Source organism: Streptomonospora wellingtoniae (genome assembly GCF_031845375.1).
GTDB lineage: Bacteria > Actinomycetota > Actinomycetes > Streptosporangiales > Streptosporangiaceae > Streptomonospora > Streptomonospora wellingtoniae.
Genome location: NZ_JAVREK010000013.1, coordinates 24,828 through 47,459, shown reverse-complemented (window position 1 = coordinate 47,459; position 22,632 = coordinate 24,828). Strand labels below are relative to the sequence as shown.

The 22,632-nt window shown below is 72.6% G+C and carries 17 protein-coding genes; 9 read left to right on the top strand and 8 right to left on the bottom strand.

Annotated features, from left to right (window positions below; genetic code table 11):
* Positions 1-120 precede the first annotated feature (120 nt).
* The 3 genes from RM446_RS13785 (at position 121) to RM446_RS13775 (ending at position 3,766) form a co-directional block, all read left to right on the top strand.
* A complete protein-coding gene (locus RM446_RS13785; protein ID WP_311545678.1) occupies positions 121-663 on the top strand; it encodes a COG4315 family predicted lipoprotein in 543 nt (180 codons plus the stop codon).
* 509 nt (positions 664-1,172) lie between these two features.
* The gene (locus RM446_RS13780; RefSeq protein ID WP_311545677.1) at positions 1,173-2,987 is read left to right on the top strand and encodes a phosphoenolpyruvate carboxykinase (GTP); all 1,815 of its coding nucleotides are present in this window, start codon (positions 1,173-1,175) and stop codon (positions 2,985-2,987) included.
* Positions 2,988-3,202: 215 nt separating this feature from the next.
* A complete protein-coding gene (locus tag RM446_RS13775; protein WP_311545676.1) occupies positions 3,203-3,766 on the top strand; it encodes a dihydrofolate reductase family protein in 564 nt (187 codons plus the stop codon).
* 135 nt (positions 3,767-3,901) lie between these two features.
* On the opposite strand, the gene RM446_RS13770 is transcribed toward RM446_RS13775, so the two are convergent.
* From RM446_RS13770 to RM446_RS13745, 6 genes are all read right to left on the bottom strand, one after another.
* Positions 3,902-6,925 carry a glycoside hydrolase family 3 protein gene (locus tag RM446_RS13770; RefSeq protein ID WP_311545674.1) on the bottom strand — a complete coding sequence of 1,008 codons (3,024 nt, stop codon included), beginning with the start codon at positions 6,923-6,925 and terminating at the stop codon, positions 3,902-3,904.
* Positions 6,926-7,130: 205 nt separating this feature from the next.
* On the bottom strand, positions 7,131-9,107 hold the full coding sequence (locus tag RM446_RS13765; RefSeq protein ID WP_311545673.1) for a glycoside hydrolase family 31 protein: 1,977 nt from the start codon (positions 9,105-9,107) through the stop codon (positions 7,131-7,133).
* Positions 9,108-9,276: 169 nt separating this feature from the next.
* On the bottom strand, positions 9,277-10,104 hold the full coding sequence (locus RM446_RS13760; protein ID WP_311545672.1) for a carbohydrate ABC transporter permease: 828 nt from the start codon (positions 10,102-10,104) through the stop codon (positions 9,277-9,279).
* 2 nt (positions 10,105-10,106) lie between these two features.
* On the bottom strand, positions 10,107-10,994 hold the full coding sequence (locus tag RM446_RS13755) for a carbohydrate ABC transporter permease (RefSeq protein ID WP_311545671.1): 888 nt from the start codon (positions 10,992-10,994) through the stop codon (positions 10,107-10,109).
* Positions 10,994-12,235: a sugar ABC transporter substrate-binding protein gene (locus tag RM446_RS13750; RefSeq protein WP_311545670.1), complete on the bottom strand. Its 1,242-nt coding sequence runs from the start codon at positions 12,233-12,235 to the stop codon at positions 10,994-10,996. Before RM446_RS13750 ends, RM446_RS13755 begins: the two co-directional genes overlap by 1 nt.
* Positions 12,236-12,378: 143 nt before the next feature.
* Positions 12,379-13,389 (bottom strand): LacI family DNA-binding transcriptional regulator, encoded by a 1,011-nt coding sequence (locus RM446_RS13745; RefSeq protein ID WP_311545669.1) that lies wholly within the window; start codon positions 13,387-13,389, stop codon positions 12,379-12,381.
* Between the two features lie 671 nt (positions 13,390-14,060).
* Here RM446_RS13745 and RM446_RS13740 point away from each other — a divergent pair.
* Positions 14,061-14,837, top strand: a complete 777-nt coding sequence (locus RM446_RS13740) for a bestrophin-like domain (protein ID WP_311545668.1) — start codon at positions 14,061-14,063, stop codon at positions 14,835-14,837.
* A gap of 81 nt (positions 14,838-14,918) precedes the next feature.
* Here RM446_RS13740 and RM446_RS13735 read toward each other — a convergent pair whose 3' ends face one another.
* Positions 14,919-15,044, bottom strand: a complete 126-nt coding sequence (locus RM446_RS13735; protein ID WP_311545667.1) for a hypothetical protein — start codon at positions 15,042-15,044, stop codon at positions 14,919-14,921.
* 1,109 nt (positions 15,045-16,153) lie between these two features.
* On the opposite strand from RM446_RS13735, the gene RM446_RS13730 reads away from it, so the two are divergent.
* From RM446_RS13730 to RM446_RS13715, 4 genes are all read left to right on the top strand, one after another.
* Positions 16,154-17,053 (top strand): NAD(P)-dependent oxidoreductase, encoded by a 900-nt coding sequence (locus RM446_RS13730; protein ID WP_311545666.1) that lies wholly within the window; start codon positions 16,154-16,156, stop codon positions 17,051-17,053.
* 245 nt (positions 17,054-17,298) lie between these two features.
* Complete coding sequence (locus RM446_RS13725; RefSeq protein WP_311545665.1) at positions 17,299-18,003, top strand: L,D-transpeptidase family protein; 705 nt, start codon at positions 17,299-17,301, stop codon at positions 18,001-18,003.
* Positions 18,004-18,268: 265 nt separating this feature from the next.
* Entirely contained in the window at positions 18,269-19,498 is a 1,230-nt protein-coding gene (locus RM446_RS13720) for a right-handed parallel beta-helix repeat-containing protein (RefSeq protein WP_311545664.1), read from the top strand.
* Between the two features lie 153 nt (positions 19,499-19,651).
* Complete coding sequence (locus tag RM446_RS13715) at positions 19,652-20,191, top strand: DinB family protein (RefSeq protein ID WP_311545663.1); 540 nt, start codon at positions 19,652-19,654, stop codon at positions 20,189-20,191.
* Positions 20,192-20,435: 244 nt separating this feature from the next.
* Here RM446_RS13715 and RM446_RS13710 read toward each other — a convergent pair whose 3' ends face one another.
* Positions 20,436-20,960, bottom strand: a complete 525-nt coding sequence (locus RM446_RS13710) for a lytic polysaccharide monooxygenase auxiliary activity family 9 protein (protein ID WP_311545662.1) — start codon at positions 20,958-20,960, stop codon at positions 20,436-20,438.
* 870 nt (positions 20,961-21,830) lie between these two features.
* Between RM446_RS13710 and RM446_RS13705 the strand changes: the two genes are divergently transcribed.
* The gene (locus RM446_RS13705; protein WP_311545756.1) at positions 21,831-22,628 is read left to right on the top strand and encodes an ANTAR domain-containing protein; all 798 of its coding nucleotides are present in this window, start codon (positions 21,831-21,833) and stop codon (positions 22,626-22,628) included.
* Positions 22,629-22,632 lie beyond the last annotated feature (4 nt).

Below are 22,632 nucleotides of genomic sequence, written 5' to 3'. Positions count from 1 at the left end.
CGCGCCGATACGTTCGGTGGCGATGCAGGTCCGCGGTTCGCGGCGGTCGGGTGCCAAGAGCGGGCCCCGCGGCGTGTTCGAGCGGAGCCGCGGCGGTCGGCGACGGAAGGGGTTGTTGGCGTGCGGACTTCCAGCGTGGTGACGCTCTACCTGGCCGGAGGTGCCGCCGCGCTGCTCGCGGCCTCCGGCTGCGGCTTCGGCGTCTCCGGCGGCCTCGGCGGCGATCCGGACCTGCCGGGCGCAGGCGCCGCGGAGCAGATCGGCGCCACGATCGGCGTCGTCGAGGACACCGAGGCCGGGCCCGTGGTCAGCGACTCCGACGGCTACACGCTCTACACCCACACCCGCGACACCGCCGAACCCTCCGCCTCCATCTGCAGCGACGAGTGCGCCGAGCAGTGGCCCCCGGCGCTGGTCCGGGGCGGGGTCACCACCGACGGCGTGGAGCGGAGCCTGGTCGGCAGGATGAAGCGCGCGGACGGCGGAACCCAGCTCACGCTGTCCGGTTGGCCGCTGTACCGCTTCTCCGGCGACGTCGACCCGGGAGACGTCTACGGCCAGGGCGCCGACGGGTCCTGGTTCGCCATGACGCCGTCCGGCACCCGCGCCGACGCGCTGCCCTACGGCACCGAAGAGGGCACCGGCAGCCCCCGCGACGACTAGGCACAGCGCCGCCGGGGGATCGGGCCGCCGGGACCCGGGCACCGCGCTGCGATCGCCCGCGGTACGCCAGTGGTGTGACGCGAATCATGCCGCGTGGCGAGGCTGCGGCGCCGCCGCCGCGCGCGAGCGCCGGACCCGGTGCCCGGCAATCGCGTTCACCCGTCGGGCCCGGCGGTCCCGCCCCGCGGCGCATCGCACGCGGGGCGCCCCGTGTCCGGGCTGTGGTCTGCGAAAACGCTGCCCCGTTGCGGATTCCGCCCGGCGGCGTGCCCTTCGACCGAGCGGTGCGCGGTGTGCCGCAGGTGCGCGGCGGCGCGCCCCGCGGCACCACCGGGGGCGGGCGGCGGGACGCACGGCGGTTCGTGCGCGGAGGGGGCGGCGGGATTCCAGGTGGTGCAGGGAAAGCGCGCGATATTGAACCATTGGTCTAAACCTGCTGTCTAGGCCAACTGGCCTGATGGCCGAGGTGTCGACGATGATGCGGACCTGACGTTGACGAAGGAGCCACTGTGTCGCAAGAAGTGACTGGCCCGGATGTGGCCCCCACGGGCCACAAGGAACTGACCGACTGGGTTCGCGAGGTGGCGGACCTGACGCAGCCCGACCAGGTCGTGTGGTGCGACGGCTCGGAGGTCGAGTGGCAGCGCCTCACCGGTCTACTGGTCGAGCAGGGCACGTTCGTCCGGCTCAACCCCGGACTGCGGCCCAACAGCTTCTACTGCCGGTCGGACCCCAGCGACGTCGCGCGCGTCGAGGACCGCACGTTCATCTGCTCCGAGCGCGAGCAGGACGCGGGTCCCACCAACAACTGGGTCGAGCCCGCCCGGATGCGGGCGACCTTCGCCGACGTCTTCGACGGATGCATGCGCGGGCGCACCATGTACGTCGTCCCGTTCTGCATGGGGCCGCTGGGCGGCAACATCTCCCAGCTGGGCGTGGAGATCACGGACTCGCCCTACGTCGTCGTGTCCATGCGCATCATGGCCCGCATGGGCGAGGAGGCGCTGCGGCTGATCGAGGAGCGCGGGTCGTTCGTCAAGGCCGTGCACTCGGTTGGCGCGCCGCTGGAGCCGGGCCAGGAAGACGTCCCCTGGCCGTGCAACAGCACCAAGTACATCTCGCACTTCCCCGAGACCCGTGAGATCTGGTCCTTCGGCTCCGGCTACGGCGGCAACGCGCTGCTCGGCAAGAAGTGCTACGCGCTGCGCATCGCCTCGGTGATGGCGCGCGACGAGGGCTGGCTGGCCGAGCACATGCTCATCCTCAAGGTCACCCCGCCGCAGGGTGAGCCCCGCTACATCGCGGCCGCCTTCCCCAGCGCCTGCGGCAAGACCAACCTCGCGATGCTGTCGCCGACCATCCCCGGGTGGCGGGTCGAGACCGTGGGCGACGACATCGCCTGGATGCGCTTCGACGACGAAGGGCGGCTGCGGGCGATCAACCCCGAGGCAGGGTTCTTCGGCGTCGCGCCCGGCACCGGCGCCTCGACCAACCGCAACGCCGTCGAGGCGCTGTGGGGCAACAGCATCTTCACCAACGTCGCCCTCACCGACGACGGCGACGTGTGGTGGGAAGGGCTCACCGAGGAGCCTCCTGCGCACCTGACGGACTGGAAGGGACGCGACTGGACGCCCGACTCCGACGAGCCCGCCGCGCACCCCAACGCCCGCTTCACCACTCCGGCAGGGCAGGCGCCGACCATCGCACCCGAGTGGGAGGACCCGGCCGGCGTGCCGATCTCGGCGATCCTGTTCGGCGGGCGCCGGGCGACCGCGGTGCCGCTGGCCAACGAGTCGTTCGACTGGCGGCACGGGGTGTTCCTGGGCTCCAACGTGGCCTCGGAGAAGACGGCCGCGGCCGAGGGCACCGTCGGCGAGCTGCGCCGCGACCCCTTCGCCATGCTGCCGTTCTGCGGCTACAACATGGGCGACTATTTCGGCCACTGGCTGGAGGTCGGGCGCTCCGCGGACCCGCAGAGGCTGCCCCGGATCTTCTACGTCAACTGGTTCCGCAAGGACGACGCGGGGCGCATCGTCTGGCCGGGCTTCGGCGAGAACGGCCGGGTGCTCAAGTGGATCGTCCAGCGCCTCGACGGCGCGGCCGAGGCTCGGCGCACGCCGATCGGCAACGTCCCCACGCCGGAGTCCCTGGACACGAGCGGGCTGGACCTCTCGCGAGCCGACCTTGAGTTCCTGCTCTCGGTCGACCCCGAGACCTGGCGCGAGGAGGCCTCGCTGATCCCGGAGTTCTTCAAGACCTTCGGCGACCAGTTGCCCGACGAGCTGTGGGAGCAGTACAACGCCCTGCTGGACCGGCTGGGCTGAGGACGCGGACGGGTCCGCCGCTCTCGGGTGGCGACGGGAGGCGGACCCGGCCCCGTCCCGGTACGGCCCCGCGCCGTGCGGGCGCACCAGGGGTGGGCCGTGCCGGGCCGGGTGCGCGGCATCCGGCGCGCGCCTCGGCCCGTTCGTCGGCACCGCACCGTAGGCTCGCGGCACAGCCCCGCACCGCCGCCGCGGGGCCGAACAAGGAGGGCGCCGTGGCCGACCTGGTCTATTCGATGCTCGTGTCGCTGGACGGCTATGTCGCCGACACCCAGGGCAACTTCGACTGGGCGGTGCCCGACGCCGAGGTGCACGCGTTCGTGAACGACCTGGCGCGCCCGATCGGCACCCACCTCCTCGGCCGCCGCATGTACGACATGATGACGGGCTGGGATACCGACCCGTCCCTGGCCGCGCAGTCACCGCAGGCGCGCGACTTCGCGGACGTGTGGCAGGCCGCCGACAAGGTCGTCTACTCCGCGACCCTCGACGCGCCCGTGACCGCCCGGACGCGGATCGAGCGGCGCTTCGACCCCGACGACGTCCGCCGGCTCAAGGCCGAGTCCGGCAGCGACCTCGCCGTCTCGGGCCCCACGCTGGCGGCCCAGGCGTTCCGCGCAGGCCTGGTCGACACATGCCAGCTGTTCCTCGTCCCCGCCGTGGTGGGCGGAGGAACCCGCGCCCTTCCGGACGGCGTCCGCCTGGGCCTCACCCTGCGCGACGAGCGCCGCTTCGCCAACGGCACGGTCTTCCTGCACTACGACGTCCGCGAACCGTGAGGCGGCGCCCGGCCCGACATCGGACCCGGACACGGCCGCGGGCGCGTCGCGTCACCGCGCCGCCGGGCCGCACCGGCGGTACCGGGCCCCTCGCCTGCGTGGTGAGGGGCCCGGCGCGGGCGGGCGGCGGAACCTCTAGCGCCCGTCCAGGGAGAACGTGCTCAGGCGCAGGTCTCCGGTGAACACCAGGTACACGTCGCGGTGCCTTCCCCCGACCCGTTCCAGCTCGGCCGCGACCTCGGTGTACTCGTACTCGTCGCCGGTGGCGGGCACCTCGGCGGTGCCCAGCAGGCGGCCGTCCGGGGAGCCCAGGCGGATCTCGACGCCGGCCGCGCCGCCCTGGGCCCGGGCGGTCCGAGCGATGAAGGACTCCAGACGGCGCAGGTCCGCATCCTCGAAGGAGATCCAGTCGCCCGCGGAGCCCGCGACGGAGGTGCCCTCCGCCTTGGACTCGTCGACCAGTTCGGCGCCGGAGGAGTAGCCGTCGAAGTCGGCCGCGCGGGTCGGCGCCGCCAGGTCGCGGGGCGGGATGCGCTCGCCGTCGACCCTGATGCGGGCCGTGCGCCGGATGTCCGCCGACGACGATCCGACCAGCACGTCGTGGCTCGCCCTCTCCACGACCATCGACCCGCTGGTGACGTCCCAGAACGCCAGGTCGGCCGCGTCGACCTCCAGCTGGACGGTGACCGTCTCGCCCGCCTCGACGTGCACCCGCTCGAAGTCGCGCAGCTCCTTGAGCGGCTGCTTCACCCGCGAGCGGTTCTGGCTGGTGTAGAGCTGGACCACCTCGTCGCCGTCGCGGTCGCCGGTGTTGGTGACCGGGACCCGCACCGTCACCGCGCCGTCCTCGCCGATCCGCCGGCGGTCCAGCTCGGGCGCGCCGTACTCGAACTCGGTGTAGGAGAGCCCGTGCCCGAACGCGTACAGCGGATCGCCCTCGAAGTACTGGTAGGTGTGCCCCGAGTCGATGACGTCGTAGTTGCCCATGTCCGGCAGGTCGTCGACCGAGCGGTACCAGGTCTGGGGCAGCCGCCCCGCCGGGTTGGCGTCGCCGAAGAGGACCGACGCCAGAGCGTTGCCGGTCTCCTGCCCGGCGTGGGACGTCCACAGCACGGCCGGAGCGTTCTCCTGCGCCCACGGCACGGCCTGCGGATAGCTGGACTCCAGCACGACGACCGTGTTCGGATTGGCCTCGGTGACCGCGCGGACCAGCTCCCGCTGCGCCTTCGGCAAGGCGATGTCCTCGCGGTCGTCGGTCTCGCGCGCGTTGATGAAGGGCATGTTGCCCACCACGACCACCGCCGCGTCGGCGCCGGAGGCCTTCCGCACCGCCTCGTCGGTGCCGCTGGACAGCGTCTCCGGCTCGAAGCGCGCGGCCTGCCCGGGGGTGTCGGCGTCGACGGTCAGCGCGCCGTCCTCGCCGATCGACACGTACTTCCGGTTCCACTCGTCGTAGCCGTCGTACTTGAGCACCACCTGGCCGTCGCCGACCTCCTCGAAGCGGAACAGCTGCTGGACGAACCACCCGTTCGGCTGCTCCTGGTCGTTGAACAGCCGGTTGCCGTCGCCCAGGCCCACGACCTTGCCGTTGGCCTCGGTACGCAGGGTCACCACGCCCTCGCCCCACTCGAACACGCTGATGGCCTGGGCATCGGCACCTTCTCCGCCTTCGGAGCCGTTCACGCGCAGCACGCCCCCGTCCTCGCCGGAGGAGGCGGTCACCGTGCCTCCGCCGGGCGTGGTCAGGCGGATTCGGTCGGCGCCCTCGGCCGTGGCGACCGATCCGGCGTCGCCGAGCCGGTCGGCGATCCCGCCCGCCGGGGTGACCTCGTAGGGCATCGTCCCGCTGTACCAGTCCTCGTACAGCGTGTCGGACAGCGGCCCGACCACCGCCACGTCCGAGTCGCGCTCGGGGTCCAGCGGCAGCGCGCCGTCGTTCTTCAGCAGCGTCATCTGCTCGGTGGCCGCCTCGCGCGCGAGCTCGCGGTGTTCGGGGGAGTCGATGGCCTCGGGGGTGATGTCGTCGTAGGGGTTGCGCGAGTCCGGGTCGAACTCGCCCAGCCGGAAACGCACCGACAGGCTGTGGCCCACCGCGCGGTCGATGTCGGCCCCGGTGATCAGGCCCTGCTCCAGGGCCCCGTTCACCGCGTCGACCGTCAGCGAGGAGTCGGTGTCCTGGTCGGTGTAGCTGTCGATGCCCGCCTTCAGCATCGCCGCGTGCGACTGCGCGTGGGTCTCGTAGTAGCCCTGGCTGCCGGCGACGTTGGAGGGACCGTAGGCGTCGCTGACGATCATGGTCGGGGTGTCGGACCAGGAGCGCACGTCCTTCAGCAGAGGGGAGACGTGGGCGGGCCGCCCGTTGATCATGTTGTAGGCGGCCATCACGCCGGTGGCGTTGCCGGCCTCGACGGCCGGGCGGAACGCCGGGTACACGTACTCGTGCAGCGCCCGCGGCGGGACGGTGACCGAGATCCGGTCGCGCTTGTCCTCGATGTTGTAGCCGGCGAAGTGCTTCAGGGTCGGCGCCGTCTTCAGGTAGAAGTCGTCGCCCCCGCGCAGCCCGCCGGTGTAGGCGGTGGCCATGTCGCCGACGAGGGCGGGGTCCTCGGAGTAGCCCTCCTCGTTGCGCCCCCAGCGGGGGTCGCGCAGCGGGTCGGCCACCGGCGCCCACACGTTGAGCCCGTGCGCTGCGGGGTCCTGGGCGTGGAACCCGCGCATCTCCGTGCCGGTCGCGTCGCCGACGCGCTCGACCAGGCCGGTGTCCCAGGTGGCGCCCAGGCCCACCGACTGCGGGAACACGGTGGCCTCACCGAGCCACGCGACGCCGTGCAGCGCCTCGGTGCCCGTGCGGAACCCGGCGACGTCCAGGCGCGGGACGGCAGGCTGGTACTGGTGCAGCATCGCGATCTTCTCGTCGCGGGTCAGTCGCCCGAGCAGGTCGGCGACCCGCTCGTCGACGGGCAGGTCGGGATCTCGGAAGGGCAGGTCGTCGGCCGAGGCGGGGGACGCGGCCGCGCCCGCCGCGAGGACTGCCGCCAGGGCCGCCGCGGCCGTGCGGCGGAGCGCACCGCCTACGGTCGCGGCCGCGCGCGCTGCAGCGGAGGCGGCCGGGGGAGGCGGGCCTGAGGGCGTGGGCGGTGGGGGGATGCTCGGTTTCACCGTGCTACCTCGCTTCGTGGTGGTTCCGGTCGTCGTGGTTCGGGCGTCGTTCGGAATGCCGTTCTTCTCGGGTCCTGCTGGTCCTGCGGGCCGTGCCCGGGTCCGGCACGGGCCCTCGTGTGGTGCGCGCGGCCGCCGGAGGAGGTCGGCGGCCGCGCGCCCCGCCCGGCCCACCGCCGGAGCGGTCGGCCGCGGGACCAGGGGGTCAGCCGGCCACGGGCACTGAGGCGCCTTCGCGCACCAGCACCGGCGCGCGCTCCAGCGGAGCGGGCAGCAGCACCGCACCGCCCCCGGAGAGCACGTCACCGCTGTGGGGGTCGCGCCAGCGCGTGGTCTCCGGCAGGTACACCTCCCGTTCGCGCGCCCCGTACTCGGCCACCGGGGCCACCAGCAGGTCGGGGCCGAACATGAAGGAGTCGCCGACGTCCCATGCGCGCTCGTCGGCGGGGAAGTCCACGAACAGCGGGCGCATCGGCGGCATGCCGGTCTCATGGGCGGCGCGCATCTGCTCCATGACGTAGGGGCGCAGCCGCTCGCGCAGGAACAGCAGGTCGCGGAGGCGCTCGTAGACCTCCTCGCCGTAAGACCACACCTCGTTGGGTCCGCCCGTCATCTGCGGGTCCAGGCGGTCGACGAAGGGCTCGCGGAACCCGTGCAGCCGCAGCAGCGGGCAGAACACGCCGTACTGGAACCAGCGCACGAGCAGTTCCCGGTACTCCGGCGATTCCTGATCGCCGCCGTGGAACCCGCCGATGTCGGTGGTCCACCACGGGATGCCCGACATCGCCACGTTCAGTCCGGCGCGGATCTGCGTGCGCAGCGACGCGAACGTCGCGGGGATGTCGCCCGACCACAGCGCGGCGCCGTAGCGCTGGCTGCCCGCCCACGCCGAGCGGCACAGGGTCACCACCTCCGACTCCCCGGACGCGCGCATGCCCTCGTAGAACGCGCGCGCGTGCTCGGCCGGGTAGATGTTGGCCACCTCGTCGCCCGGCCCGGCGCTGTAGTGCAGGTTGTGCTGGTGGCCGGGCTTGATCTCGGGCTCGCACGCGTCCAGCCACCACAGGCGTATGCCCAGGTCGTAGTAATTGCGCCGCACCTTGTCCCAGACGAACGCGCGCGCCTGGGGGTCGGTGGCGTCGTAGAAGGAGACCTGCACCTTGCCCTCGACGCCCTTGTCGGCCCAGTCGGCGTGCACCGGCGGACCCTGCTCCGTGGCGATCAGCAGCCCGCGCCGCTGCATCTCGGCGAAGTTCTCCGACAGCGGGCTGACCGAGGGCCACACCGACACCATCAGCTCGGTGCCCATCTCCCGCAGCTCGTGCACCATGCCCTCGGGGTCGGGCCACTCCAGCGGGTCGAACCGCCAGTCGCCCAGGTGGGTCCAGTGGAAGAAGTCGGCGACGATCACCGACAACGGCAGTCCCCGCCTCCGGTGCTCGCGCGCCACCTCCATCAGCTCCTCCTGGGTCCGGTAGCGCAGCCGGCACTGCCAGAACCCCGACGCCCACTCCGGCAGCATCGGCGCGTGCCCGGTCGCGTCGGCGTAGCTGGCCATGACCGACGCCGGGTCGGGCCCGGCGGTGATCCAGTAGTCGATCTGGCGGGCGCTGTCGGAGACCCAGCGAGTCCCATTGCCCGCCAGTTCCACCCGGCCCACCGCGGGACTGTTCCACAGCAGGCCGTAGCCGCGCGAGGAGACCAGGAACGGAACGGACACCTCGGCGTTGCGCTGGACCAGGTCGACGACAGCGCCCTTCTGGTCGAACAGTCCGTGCGTGTGCTGGCCCAGACCGAAGACCCGCTCGCCCTCGTAGGCCGCGAAGCGCTGCTCGATGCGGTAGTAGCCGTTGCCGGTGGAGGTGTAGGCGCGCGGGCCCGGCCACCAGAAGTGCGCCCGCTGCTCGGCGAGCAGCTCCTCGCGCGACGAGGTGCGCAGGAACCGCAGCATTCCGTCCTCGCCGACCTCGGCGGTGATCCCGCCGTTGGCCAGCCGGGCGGTGCCGCCCTCGACGCCGATCCTCCCCTCCGTGCCGGGGTGCTCGCTCAGGGCACCGGGGATGTCCCAGCGCAGCCGGTGGAGCCCGGCCCGCACTCGGACGCTGTCGGCGCCCCAGGGTTCGACCCGGACGACCTGGTGGCCTCCGTGCCATTCGATGCCGCCGTCGATCTCGTGCAGCACGCGCAAGTCCTTCCTGCTCAGCCGGCGCGGGTGCGTCCGGCGCGGGCCGCCCGGCTCGCGTGGCGGGGCGGCGGTGGATGGGGCCGGTCGGGGCGGTCGCGGGTCGGGCTGTGCCGCGCCGGTGCGGGCGCCGGAGGGTCCGGGCCGTACGGCGCGGCACAGCGAGAGGTCAGTCCTTGAGCGCGCCGCCGGTGACACCGGCGGCGACGTAGCGCTGGGCGAGGACGAGCAGGATCGCGGCGGGGACCGAGGCGATCACGCCGGTTGCCATGACCCCGTTCCAGTCGGCGGTGTGGGCGCCGATGAAGCGGTAGATGCCGACCGTCACCGGCATGACGGAGTCGTCGGCGTTGAGCGTCACCGCGAACAGGAAGTCCGCCCAGGCGAACAAGAATGCGAACAGGGCCGCGGTGATGATCGCGTTGCGGCTCACGGGCAGCACCACCGACCACAGCACGCGCCCCTGCCCGGCGCCGTCGACCATGGCCGCCTCCCCCAGCTCGGCGGGAATGGTGACCATGAACGCCCTCAGGATCAGCACGGCGAACGGCACGGCGACCGTCGAGTCGGCCAGGATCAGCGCCGCGTAGGTGCTCAGCAGACCGGTCTGATTCATGACCGCGTACAGCGAGTTGGCCATCACGATGCCGGGCACCATCTGCACCAGCAGCAGCGCGAACAGCAGCACACCGGCCCCGGGTACGCGGAACCTGCTCAGGGCGTAGGCCGCCGGCACCGACAGCGCCAGTGTCAGCGCCACGGTGCCCGCCGCCACGATCACGCTGTTCAGTAGCGAGCGCCCCTGGCTCTCGACGGCCTGGCGGTAGCCGTCCAGCGTCCCGCCGACCGGGAACCAGCGCGGCGGTGTCTCCAGCAGTCCGGTTGCCGGCTGGAACGAGGCGTTGACCATCCAGTACAGCGGGAACAGCAGCACCCCGACGATCACCAGCGCCGCGACGGTGGTGAAGGCGGTGCGCACCCTCCGGTGAACGGCCACGGCTACCTCCTCCCTCTCGTCGGCGCCGCCCCGGCCGTGCGCAGCCCGCGCAGGTAGAACACGGCGAACACCAGCGCGATGAGGATCAGCAGGTTGCCCACGGCCGCGCCGAGGCCGAAGTCCAGCTCGCCGAAGGACAGCGAGTAGGACCAGGTCGTCAGGGTCTGGGTGGCGTTGGCCGGCCCGCCCTGGGTGAGGACCATGATCACGTCGAACACCTTCAGCGTGTAGACGAGGCCGAGCATCAGCACCACCGCGCTCACCGGTCGCAGCAGCGGCCAGGTGACGTGCCGGAACCGCTGCCAGGGGCCCGCGCCGTCCAGGGCCGCCGCTTCGTAGAGCTGGGTGGGGATGCTCTGCAGCCCGCCGTAGAGGATGACCATGTTGAACGGGATGCCGACCCAGATGTTGGCGACCGTCACCGACGGCAGCGCCATCGCCGTGCTCGACAGCCAGGGCACCGCGGCGTCGATCACGCCCAGGCCGAGCAGGGTCTGGTTCAGCACCCCGTACTCCTGGTCGAAGATCCAGCGCCAGACCGTGCCCGAGACGACCAGCGGCAGCAGCCACGGGATCAGCAGCAGCGAGCGCAGGACCCCGTTGAGCGGGAAGTGCCGCTGGAAGAACACCGCCAGAGCCAGCCCGATGCCGAACTGGAATGCCAGCGAGGCGACGGTGAACACGGCCGTGTTGGCCATCGCCGTCCCGAAGAGCGGATCGCTCAGCACCGCCGCGTAGTTCGCGAGCCCGACGAAGGGCGCCTCCCCGGTGTAGAACGACGCGGCCGAGTACTCCCGCAGGGCCATGGTGAAGTTGGCGGCCAGCGGGTATCCGAAGAAGACGGCCAGGTAGAGGACGATGGGCGCGAGGAAGCCGACCCGGGCGGGCATCAGGACTCCGGAACCGACTTCTGCGCCGTGGCCAGTGCTTCCTCAGCCGAGCCCGATCCGGCCAGCGCTTCCTGCACGGCGTCGGCGATGGCGGCGGAGACGTCGGGGTAGTCCTCGCCCAGCTGGGCGGTGCGCGACCGGGCGGTGGGCACCGACTCCACGAACGGGGCCATCCGCGGGTCGTCCTCGGCGAGCTGCTGGGCCGCCTCCTCCTTGGCGGGCACGTAGGCGTTCAGTTCGGCCCACTCGCGCATGTTCTCGTCACTGAGCAGGCACTGCAGCACCTCGACGGACTTCTTCTCGCGCTCCCCGCCGCTGCGCGCGACGGCCCAGACCTCGCCGCCCATGGGGGTGGCGGGGTCGGCCCCCTCCCCTGGCACCGGCAGCGGGACGACGTCGTACTCGGCGCCCTCCTCGTCGAGCACCGGGAGCTGCCAGGAGCCGTTGATCATCATGGCGGCGCGCTCGCCGAGGAACTGGTCGTTGACGTCGGCCTGCGACCAGTTGACCGCCGACTGCGAGACCGAGCCCTCCTCGACCAGGTCCGACCACAGCTCCAGCGCCTCGACCGCCTCAGGCGAGTCCAGCTCGGTGAGGGTCGCCCCGTTGCTCCACAGGAACGGCTCGAAGGTCCAGGTCCCCTCCTCGTGCCCGATGGCCGAGAACGCGAGGCCCTTGGTCTTTCCCCGGGTGAGGTCGCCGGCGGCGCCGCGCAGCCCGTCCCAGGTGCGCGGCGGCTCGACGCCGGCATCCTCCAGCATGGCGGTGTTGGTGAACAGCGCGAGCCCGTTCACACCGGGGGCGATGCCGTAGAGGGTGTCCTCGTGCGTGCCGACCTCCAGCACGCTGGGGTAGTAGCCGCCGGTGTCGAAGCCCGCTTCGTCGAGCGGCAGCAGCCCGCCCGTGGCCGCCATCTGTGGGAGGTTGGGGTTGTCGAGGAGCATCAGGTCGGGCAGTTCCTGCTGCGAGGCGCTCTGCAGCAGCCGCGGCATGAGCTGGTCGCGGGGCTGGGCGTCGCGTTTGATCTCGACCCCGGACTGCCGGCCGCATTCATCGAGCATCTTCTGGGTGGTGCCGTTCTGCGGTTCGGCGAGGTTGTAGTCCATGGCGGTGAGCGAGGTGACCTCCTCCTCGCCGCCTCCGCCCGCGCAGGCCGAGGTCAGGGTGAGCAGGCCGGCGGCGGCCAGGGCGCAGGAGCCGCGCAGTAGGTGCGGGCTGCGGCCGGTCGGTGCTGATGGCATGGGGCGCTCCTTGCGTGTGTCGAAGCGCTTCGATTGCGCTGACGGACGGGAAGGGGGACGGTGCCGCCGCGCTCGGGCGGCCGGCGGGGCGATGTGGGCGGGACGAGGGGCCTGGTGCGAAGCGGAACGGGGTAGGGGCCGGTTCAGGGCAGGGCGGGTCGAGCGGCGGCGCTCGCCCGCGGCACGAGGCGCGGCGGAAGCAGGGTCACTTCCGGGGGTCCTAAGTCGTCGAGCTTGTCCATGAGCAGGGAGACGGCGCGCCCGCCCACCTCTTCGGCGGGCAGGCTCACCGAGGTCAGCGGCGGCGAGGTCTCGGTCGCGACGTCGTCGGGCGCGATGGCCACGACGGAGATGTCGGCGGGGACCTCGCGGCCCAGGCCGCGTACGGCGTCGAGCAGCGGCGCCACGGCCGGCTCGTTGTGCACGACGAGCCCGGTGACACCGGGGCGCTCACCGAGCAGTCCGGTGACGGCGGCGGCGACCGCGGTCGGCGCGGCGTCGCAGGGCACCACGGCGCTGCCGATGCCGCGCTCGTGCGCCTCGGCCCGGAACCCGGCGACCGTGCGCTCGGCGAAGCCGGTGCGGCGCTCATAGACCGAGGGCGGCTGGCCGATCAGCGCGATCTCGCGGTGGCCCAGCGCGGCGAGGTGCGCCGCGCAGGCGCGGCCGGCGGCCTCGAAGTCGAGGTCGACGCAGGTCAGGCCCTCGGTCTCGGCGGGAACGCCGATGAGTACCGAAGGGTGGGACAGCGAGCGCAGGGTGGGGATCCGGGCGTCGTCGACCTCGACGTCCATGACGATGATGCCGTCGACCATCGAGGTCCCGGCGACGCGGCGCAGCCCGCCCTCGCCCTCGGCCTGGGTGAGCAGCAGGACGTCGTGCTCGCGGTCGCGGGCGCTGGTGACCACCGAGACCGCGAACTGCATGGCCACCGGCACGTGGATGCCGGGGCGCAGCGGGACCACCAGAGCGATGACGTTCGAGCGGTTGCTGGCCAGGGCGCGTGCGCCGGCGTGCGGTTGGTAGCCGAGTACGTCGATGCTGTCCAAGACCCTCCGGCGGGTGGCCGGCGAGATCGACCGCTTGCCGCTGAGCACGTAGGAGACGGTGCTGGGCGACACCCCGGCATGCCGGGCGACGTCGGATATTCGCACGCCTGCCTCCTGGAGTCGAACCGATTCGACCAGCCGGATGTTACGCGCATCACATGCGGGGTGCAATGGGTGCGGGCGGCTGGTGCGCCTGCTCGGGCCCCGAACCGGCCGGGAAGGGGGAGATGGGGGTCGCCGCGCGTCCTCGCCGTCCGCCGTCATCCGCAAGCGGCGGCCCGCTCGGCGGATCGGGCCGAACTGCGCCGGAATTCCGCTGACAGGCCCGCCGCACTCCGTACCGGCCGGTTTCGTTGAACCCGATTCCGCTCCGCTATGGAATGCGGTGATTCGCGGCGACAGGTCGGCTGCGAACGAAAATGCGGGGATTCGCGGCGCATGCGGCGCGAACCTGGCGGCCAGGTCCGTGTGCGCCGAACTCCCTGACCAGGAGGGCCCGCGGACGTGGGTGCAGGCGGTCGAGCGTCGGCATGCCCCCGTGAACCGAAATCCCGATCGCATTCGGCAAGGTACCGCCGTTGGTGCGCGTGGAAAACCGGGATCGAGCGGTGTCCGGATCGCAGGCCGCGGATAGGGAGCGCGGTTCCGCAGTTCCGCCGGCGTCGCGCCCCGGCATGGAGAATCGCAATCGGGTCGCAGAGATGTCCCAGCGGCCAGGCGGGCGCCTTCCGCGGGCGCCGCTTCCCCCGACCCCGGCACCCCTCGTCAGGAGAACCATGACCGTCAGCCTCATCGTGGTCTTCGCCGTCCTCGCCCTGCTCCTGGTCGTGGGAATCGTGGTGGCGCGGAAGTTCGCCATTTCCAGCGACGACTCCGACGGGCCCATCGGCACCCTCATCGCGCCGTGCGTACTGTCCATCTTCCTCATCGCCCTGGCGATGGGCCTGGTCATCGGCTGGGAGAACAACCACGGCGCGGCGGAGGACGCCATCGAGGAGGCCGGCTACGCCACCGCGCTCTACTGGAACACCGCCGCGTTCCCCGACGAGCACGGGGCACGGGTACGTGCCGACGTGCGCGACTACGTCCGCGCCGTCGTACGCGAGGACTGGCCGTCGATGCGGGGCGACCGCGAGCTCTCCGAGAGCGCCTCGGGCGCGTTGGACCGGCTGCGCATGAGCGTCAACGAGGTGCCGGGCGACGAGCCGGCCGCGGCCTTGCAGAATATGCACGCTCGGCAGAACGTCACCGAGCTCGGCGAAGCGCGTGTGAAGCGGGCCGACTCCGCCGCCGACACCATCCCCCGCTTCGTCACCCTGGCCGCCGCCGTGAGCGGCCTGGCTGTGGTGGTCCTGCCCTTCGGCATGCAGGTGCGGCGGACGCGGAGCCGGCTCTTCTGGGCCCTGGTGAACCTGGGGTTCGTGGGAGCCACCCTCGTGCTGCTGCTCCTGCTGGACAACCCCTACACGGGTGTGCTGGCGACCGACTCCGGAGCGTTCCAGGATGCGCTGGAGGGCTTCGGTCGCGTCGACGCCGCCGCTGCGGTCGGCTGAGCGGCGGCCGGAAGGCCGCGGTCCCGGAGTCCGGTGCGGTGGGGGCGGACTCCGGGACCGCACGCGCTTGCCGGGGGCGGGTCAGCGGCGGGCGGAGGAACCCACGGCGCCTGTCACGGCGATCAGCACGGCGAACACCATGATGTGCATCGGTTCGAACCCGTCGGTCCCGCCGCTCTCCGCGGACTCGAACAGCGGCGCCCCCAACAGCGGGGGATCGTCGGGCCGGTGCGGCTGAGGGGATGACGGCGTCGCCGTGCTCGGCGGAGCCGTCGGCCGCGGCGGACGCGTGTCGTCCGCTGCGGCGGGCTGCGGCGGAGCTACCCGCCGGGCGTCCGCCGGCTCGGGACCGGGAACATCGGGCGCCTCCGACGGGATCTGCGGCTCCGGGGGAGCGGTGGGTCCCGGCGGAGCGGGCGATTGCGGAGGGGCGGACGGCTCGGGCAGTTCCGGAGGAACGGTGGGCTCCGGCGGAGGCGCGGGCGGTGCGGGCTCAGACGGCGGCGCGGGTTCCGGCGGAGGGGGCGCCTGCGCGCAGTCCACCGGACCCGGCCAGTCCGTCCAGTGCGGCGGCCCCGGCATGTCGGGGCACTCGGGCACCACCGGCCAGTCCGGCGGCCGGGGACGGTGCGGGGTGTCGAGCGGTTCCGGCGCCTCCGGCGGGTGCGGGGCGCCGAGCTGTTCCGGCGGTGGGGGAGGGGGCGGTGCGTCGAGCGGTTCCTCCGGCGGACCCTCCGGCGCGGTCGCTGCCGGAGCATCCGCGGGGCCGCCCGGCTGCGAGTCGGCCGCGGGGGCGCCGGGGGCGGAACCGTCCACCTGCGGCGCCGCGGCGTGGGCGGTCCCGCCGCAGAGGGTGTACTCGGCCGCGAAGGCGGCCAGCGCCAACGCGCACATGCGCGTGCGACCCGTTCCGGTGCGTCCTCGATCCATGGGCGGCGGACTCCTCCGAGCGACTCTGGCGGGATGAGAGGGGGATCGGCTGGTGTTCCTTCTTGTAACACAGAGTGAGAAGGTGCCGGTGGACCGCGTGGGCGCCTCAGGGCTCTCGCTCGGCCGATGCTCCCATGATTCGGGTGCTCGCAATGGCCATTCGCGCCGATCCGAAATCGCATGAGGTCGGAGTTCACCGTCGAGTGTCCACCGGGTTCGGCGGAGCTGTGCCGATTCCCGCGCCTACCCGGGGGCCTCCGCGCCGGTGCGCGCACGCATCGCCTCGGGCCGGACCAGGGGGCCAGGTCGGCCGGCCGGGCCGCGCGGGGCGGGTCGGCGGCCTCTGCTTGCGGGATGCCGGGCCTGCGCGCGGGTAGCTAGCCGGCATGGACGCAAGCGAGGCAACCGAGCCTTCGACACCGCCGAACGAACCACCCCGCGTCGCCGTTCTCGGAACGGGCATCATGGGCGCGCCCATGGCCCGCAACATCGCGGCCGCGGGACTGCCGGTGCGGGTCTGGAACCGCACCGCAGCCAAGGCCCGGCCGCTGGCGGAGTACGGCTGCACGGTCGCCGACAGCCCGGACGAAGCCGTCGCCGACGCCGACGTCATCGTCACGATGCTCACCGGCGGCGACGCGGTCGAGTCCCTGATGGTCGGCCTCGCGCCGCCCCGGGGCGCGGTCTGGGCGCAGACCACGACCGTCGGCACGGCCGCCACCGATCGCCTGGCCGCGCGGGCGGCGAAGCTGGACCTGGAGTTCCTCGACGCGCCCGTGCTGGGCACCCGCGCACCCGCCGAGCAGGGGACGCTCACGGTCCTGGCCGCGGGCCCGGAGCGGGCGCGCCGCCGCGCCGCGCCCGTGTTCGGCGCCATCGGCTCGCGCACCCTGGCGGCGGGCCGGGTCGGTGACGCGAGCCGGCTGAAGCTGGTCGTCAACAGCTGGGTGCTGGCGCTGAGCTCGGCCACGGGAGAGGCGGTCGCGCTCGCCGAGGGCCTGGGCGTGGACCCGCGGGCCTTCCTCGACCTGGTCTCGGGCGGCCCGCTGGACAGCGGCTACCTGCACGCCAAGGCCGAGGCCGTGCTCACCGGCGACTACACGCCCAGCTTCTCGGTCGCCAACGCGGCCAAGGACGCCGGCCTGGTCCGCGAAGCGGCCGAGAACGCGGGCCTGCGCGCGGACCTCGCCGCAGCGTCGGAGAACCGCCTGCTGCGCGCCGCCGAGTCCGGCCACGGCGACGAGGACATGGCGGCGTCCTACTTCGCCAGCTTCCCGCCGGAGTAGCCGACCGGCGCCGCCCGCCCTCGATGCGGGCGCCGTGTGGCCTGATCCGGCCGCGGAGAGCGGGTTTGCGCCGGCGGCAACCGGTTGCGCACGAGGAAAGCCGCGCTGCGGCCGGCGGGGGGCCGCCGGTGCCGGATGCCCTGAGTGCCGGGAGGTGTTCTCAGCGTCATGGCGGAGTCACGGGCGGGTAAAAGGCGCTCATGGACGCACATAAGCCGGGCATCCGTGTCCAATGCACAAGAATCATGGCCTGCCTTGCCTTCGCCGCCGTGGCCGCGGGCGGGTGGAGCGCGACGGCGCATGCGGCGGTCCCCTCCGCGGCGCTTCCGGCGGCCGAGTCCCAGCAGACCGGGAAGCCGCTGCTCAGCGTGGGCGACTCCGGATCGGCGGTGCGCGAGGTCGAGCGGCGGCTGAAAGAGCTGGGCTACTGGCTGGGGCCGGTCGACGGCGAGTTCGACGTCCGGACCAGCCAGGCGGTCTTCGCCGCGCAGAAGGCGGCGGGGATCGCCCGCGACGGCGTCGTGGGCCCCGACACCCGGGCGGCGCTCGCCGAGGGCCCTGTTCCCGAGGCGGACAGCTCTTCGGGCGAGGTCCTCGAAGTGGACCTGGACCGCCAGTTGCTGCTGGTGGTCCGCGACGGCGAGGTGCGGCACGTGCTGAACACCTCCACGGGGTCGGGCGAGACCTACACCTCGCAGGGGCAGACCAACGTCGCCGTCACGCCCGCCGGCGAGTACGGGGTCTTCCGCCGCGTCGACGGCTGGGACGACGGCCCGCTCGGGTCGCTGTACCGCCCCGCGTACTTCAACGGCGGGATCGCCGTGCACGGCTACTCCTCGGTGCCGCCCTACCCGGCCTCCCACGGCTGCGTGCGGGTGAGCCTGCCCGCCATGGACTGGCTGTGGGCCAACGGCCACGTCACCAACGGCACGCCGGTCGTCGTGCGCTGACCGCCGTTCCCGCGCAGGCGGGCCCCGCGGTGCCGGGGCCCGCCGGGCGCGCGCCGCGCCGAAGGGATCGCCTCTGCCCGCCCTCCGGAGCGCCCTGAATCGTTTTCCTCTGTCGTCGCAGGTCGCCTCGCAGGGTCTCGGCGACTGCGCGAAGACGGGTTGCCACCCTGTGTGTCCGTTGCCATACTCACCACACCGGTAAGCGCTTACCAAGCGGTATTGCAAGGGCACCGCTTGCCGATCCCCCAGTGAACAGGAGTGGACGATGAGACTCCCCAGTACACGATCCGGCGCAGCCGCAGGCCACCGCAGACGCGCCCTGATCACCGGAAGCGCGGGCACTGCCTGCGTGCTCGCGCTCGCGGGCGCCGCGCAGGCGCACGACGGCCAGTCGGCGGGCGCCGACGTCCGGCCGGCCGCCGCGGACTCCTCGACGGCTCAGGCCGCCTGCGGCGACGGTTTCTTCGAAGCCGAGGCGGTCCTCAGCGGCGGGACCTGGACCTCCCGCAACGGCGGTGAAACGGTTTACACCGGGGGCGACATGCTGGAGGCGATGCGCGCGGCCGTCGGCAGCCTGACGCCCGGCCGCAGTTCGATGGAGAGCGTCGTCGTGCGCGGCTCCGGCTCGATGGGCGCCGGCGAGTCGCTGGACCTGCCGAGCCACACCTCGGTGGAGGTCTGCGGCACCGTCCACGTGGCCGGCACCCCCAGGGGCGACAACGCGGTCGTGCGCGCCCGCGGCGTCCACGACGTCGCGGTCCCGCACCTGCGCGTCACCGGAGCCCCCTACTTCGGGATCTTCGTCCGCAACGGCGAGAACATCCACCTCGGCCAGATCGACCTGCGGCTCTCCGGCGGCCTGGGCATCCGCATCGACAACCACAGCGACCGCAGCGAGCCCACCCGCAACGTCGCCATCGACGACGTCTACGTCTCGGGCACGGACAACCACGGCGTCGAGACCTACGGAGTCGACGGAATCGACATCGGCACCGTCGTCGCCCGCGACACCGCCTACTCCGGTCTGCTGCTCAACGAAACCACCAACGCCGAGGTCGGCACCGTCGACGGCGAGGGCGCCGGTACCGGCACCGGCTATGCGGCCTTCCGCATGGCCAACCGCAACGGCCGCATCGGCGACTCCTACCCGACGAACGTCCACGTGGAGGAGGTCGTCGCCCGCGGTGGCGGACGCGGCCTGTTCTGCGTGTCCGAAAGCGGCGGCGCCGTGGTCGACCGGGTCGACATCGCCGGCACCGGCAGCAACGCGATGCTGCTGGAGAACTGCTACAACGTCACGATCGCCGCCGAGTCGGGATCCGTCTCGGGGCCGGGGGACATCCGCATCGCCTCCCGCGACGAGTTCCCCGTCTCGCGCGACATCACGCTGCAGAACCTCACCGTCACCGACTCGGCGGTCAACGAGAACCCCTGCGGCGAGAACATCACGGTGCGCAACAACACCTTCGTCAACAGCAGCCGCAACGTGTGCTGACACCGGACCCCGCCCGGGCCTGGGGCCACCCGGTTACACCCGGCCCGGGCGCGCTCCGCGGCGGACCGCGCCGCTGTCGCCGGTGTGTGCCAGCATCTCCCTCGACCGCTTCGCCCAACAGCACACGGCGGAGCCGACCGCGAGGAGCCCGCAGTGGCCGACGACCCGCAGTCCTACGCGCCGCGCCTGGCCGAAGACCCGCGCAACGAGCCCCTCGGAACGGGCGGCGAGCGCGAGACGCTCACGGCGTTCCTCGACTGGCACCGGCGCACACTGGAGCTCAAATGCGCGGGACTGGACCCCGAGCGGATGTCCGAACGCGCGGTGCCGCCGTCGGAGCTTTCGCTGCACGGGCTTCTGCGCCACCTGGCGGGCGTCGAGCGCTGGTGGTTCCGCATCCAGTTCGCCGGCGAGGACGTTCCGCTGCTCCACTACAGCGACGACGATCCCGACCTCGACTTCCACGGCACCGCCGCCGACCCGGCCGATGCGCTGGCCGAGTGGCGGCGCGAGGTCGACGCCTCCCGCCGGATCGTCGCGGGGGCGCCGCTGGAGGACACCGGCATCCGCAGGCGGACGGGAACTCCCTTCTCCCTGCGGGCGGTCCTGGTGCACATGATCGCCGAATACGCCCGGCACAACGGGCACGCCGATCTGCTGCGGGAACGGTTGGACGGCAGTACCGGAATGTGATCCGCGAATCTCCCGGTCATGGGCGGTGAAAAAACCGGCGGGGAAGGGCGCGGTAGCGCCGGAATGACGTGGCGCGTCCTTGAGATGACGGACGGCGAAACGGAATCCGCGGCGATTTCCGTTGCCGGGTCGGACCGGGAATCACCGGTCGCGAATTCGCCTCCGGATTCCCGGTCCGACCGCAGGCGGCCCGTCCGGGGACCCGCGGGTCCCCGGACGGGCCTCGTCGCTGCGGCTGCTGCGGTCAGGCGGCGCCGACGTTGACGTCGACGCAGGAGTAGAACGCGTTGGCGGTGTCGGCGATGTTCCACACGGCCAGGATCTTCTGCTGGCCGCTGTAGCCGCTCAGGTCCACGTGGTGGGTGACGGTGTCCGGCGGCTGGGCTCCGCCGTCGTCGAACGAGGCCACCATGTCGTCGCCGATGAAGTACTGCCACGTCGCTGTGGAGTGCTGCGCGGTGAGCGACCAGGTGAAGTCGAGGCTGTTGCCGACCGGCGTGACCTCCCATCCCTTACTGTCGTCGTCGAGCTCGGCGAATCGGCCGTTGCCGCCGCTGCAGCTGGTCAGGCCCTTGGGGCCCTCGACGCTCTGCGGCTCCCACTGGATCTGGCCGCATTCGACGGTCCCCGCCGCGCACTGGGCCTGGCGGCTGGGCGGCGAGGAGACGTAGCCGTGCGCGCTTGCGACGCCCGCGGGCAGGAGCGCGAACAGCAGAGGGGTGGCGGCCGCGACGGCCGCGGTCGAGAAGCTGGCCTTCTTCAGGTTCATGGAAGTCCTTCGTGTCGGGAGGCGCCGCCCCGCGCGGCCGGCTTGGCGGCCGTGCATCGGATCGGGCGGGGCGCCGCCGTAGCGGGGTAGTCGGGGCGTAAGAACCCGATGCGGTCCTCCGCGCGGTCCGGCGCCCGGCCGGGGGTACCGGTGACCGAGGGAGCATGCGCCGCCGCCGCGGGAAGAGCCGGTCCCCGCGGCTGCGCAGACGCGCATTCCACGGCGTGCGGAATTTCCGCACTCGGTGGCGAACGGCGCCGTCCGTGAATTCCGGAGGCCGCCGACCCGGCCCCTCGGAGAATTCCCGTCCACCGAGTGGTCCCGACGCTAAATGGAGTGACACAGCCCGTCAAGGCGCCGATGCGTCAGGTGATTTCGCGGAAATGGCCGCCTCCGCCGGCCTATTTCCGCGCGCCAGGCGCCGACCGGTATCGTCCGGCTGCAATTCCTGTTCCCGCGTCCAACCAGCGCCGTCGCCACCGCCGTGCGCCGACTGGTCTAGACCGCAGTCGCGGCCCGCTTCACGGTGCTGCCGGGCCGAGATTCTGTCCCTCGGGTAAGAGGAATGTAACCATCCCGCTACCCTTTCTTCCGGGTCTGCGACACGGTAAACAGGAACGGACACGCCCGCAGGCGGTGGTGGCCGTCCGCCGCTCGGTGGGACGGAGCGCTCCGGCACCCGGAGGCTTCGTCGACCCGCCCGCGGCCATGGTGATGCGCTCCGACGAACAGGCGCCACCGGACGCGGCCACGGGCGCATGCCTCGGACCGCGCTGGAAGACGCCGGAGGAGCGGGGCGGGCCGGTACCCCGGCGGAGGCCGCGGCAGGCGTTTCGCTCGGTGGCGGCTAGAGGAGGACAGGTGGCACGCATGATCGACCCGGACGGCGCTGAAAGCGCCGCGGCCGACCCCATCGACGAGTCGGCCGCTGACGCGGTCGGCCTCGAAGCCGTCGGCGCGGCAGCGGCCGCGTCGCTTCGGCAGGGCCAGGACGTCGCCAAGGCGTTCGCCGAGTTCGCGCGTGACCTGCTCCAGCACGAGACGGTGCAGTCGACCCTGGAGGAGATCACCGCCCTGGCGACCTCCGAGGTCGAAGGCTGCGAGTTCGCCGGCGTCTCCGTCGTGGAGAAGCGGAAGAACATCAGCACCTACGGGGCGACCCACTCGGTCGTCGAGCAGGTCGACGAGATCCAGTACCGCACCGGCGAGGGCCCGTGCATCGAGGCGATCTGGGTGCGCGAGGTGTTCGCCGTCGACGCGCTCTCCGAGGAGACCCGCTGGCCCAAATTCGCCGCCGAGGCGGCCCCCTTGGGCGTGGAGAGCATGTGCTCGTTCCAGCTGTTCACCCACGACGACATCCTCGGCGGCCTGAACCTCTACTCGTCCCGGCCCCGGGTGTTCGGCGTCGACGCCTACGAGATCGGGCAGATCCTCGCCGCCCACGCCGCGGTGGCGCTGGCCAACGTGCAGACCCAGCACAACCTCCAGCGCGCCATCCGCACCCGCCAGCGCATCGGCGAAGCCACCGGCATCCTCGTCGAGCGCTACAAGATCACCGACCGCCAGGCGTTCAGCCTGCTGGCCAAGGCCTCGCAGAACCTGAACGTGAAGCTGAGCGTGCTCGCCGACGAACTGGTGCACACCGGCAGCTTCCCCGGAGGCAGCTGAACCG

Excerpts from the sequence above, each read along its gene's own strand:
- RM446_RS13710 (WP_311545662.1), bottom strand. The coding sequence starts at position 20,960 with ATGAACCTGAAGAAGGCCAGCTTCTCGACCGCGGCCGTCGCGGCCGCC.
- RM446_RS13725 (WP_311545665.1), top strand. The coding sequence starts at position 17,299 with ATGGCCTGCCTTGCCTTCGCCGCCGTGGCCGCGGGCGGGTGGAGCGCG.
- RM446_RS13755 (WP_311545671.1), bottom strand. The coding sequence starts at position 10,994 with ATGCCCGCCCGGGTCGGCTTCCTCGCGCCCATCGTCCTCTACCTGGCC.
- RM446_RS13705 (WP_311545756.1), top strand. The coding sequence starts at position 21,831 with ATGATCGACCCGGACGGCGCTGAAAGCGCCGCGGCCGACCCCATCGAC.
- RM446_RS13730 (WP_311545666.1), top strand. The coding sequence starts at position 16,154 with ATGGACGCAAGCGAGGCAACCGAGCCTTCGACACCGCCGAACGAACCA.
- RM446_RS13740 (WP_311545668.1), top strand. The coding sequence starts at position 14,061 with ATGACCGTCAGCCTCATCGTGGTCTTCGCCGTCCTCGCCCTGCTCCTG.
- RM446_RS13720 (WP_311545664.1), top strand. The coding sequence starts at position 18,269 with ATGAGACTCCCCAGTACACGATCCGGCGCAGCCGCAGGCCACCGCAGA.
- RM446_RS13750 (WP_311545670.1), bottom strand. The coding sequence starts at position 12,235 with ATGCCATCAGCACCGACCGGCCGCAGCCCGCACCTACTGCGCGGCTCC.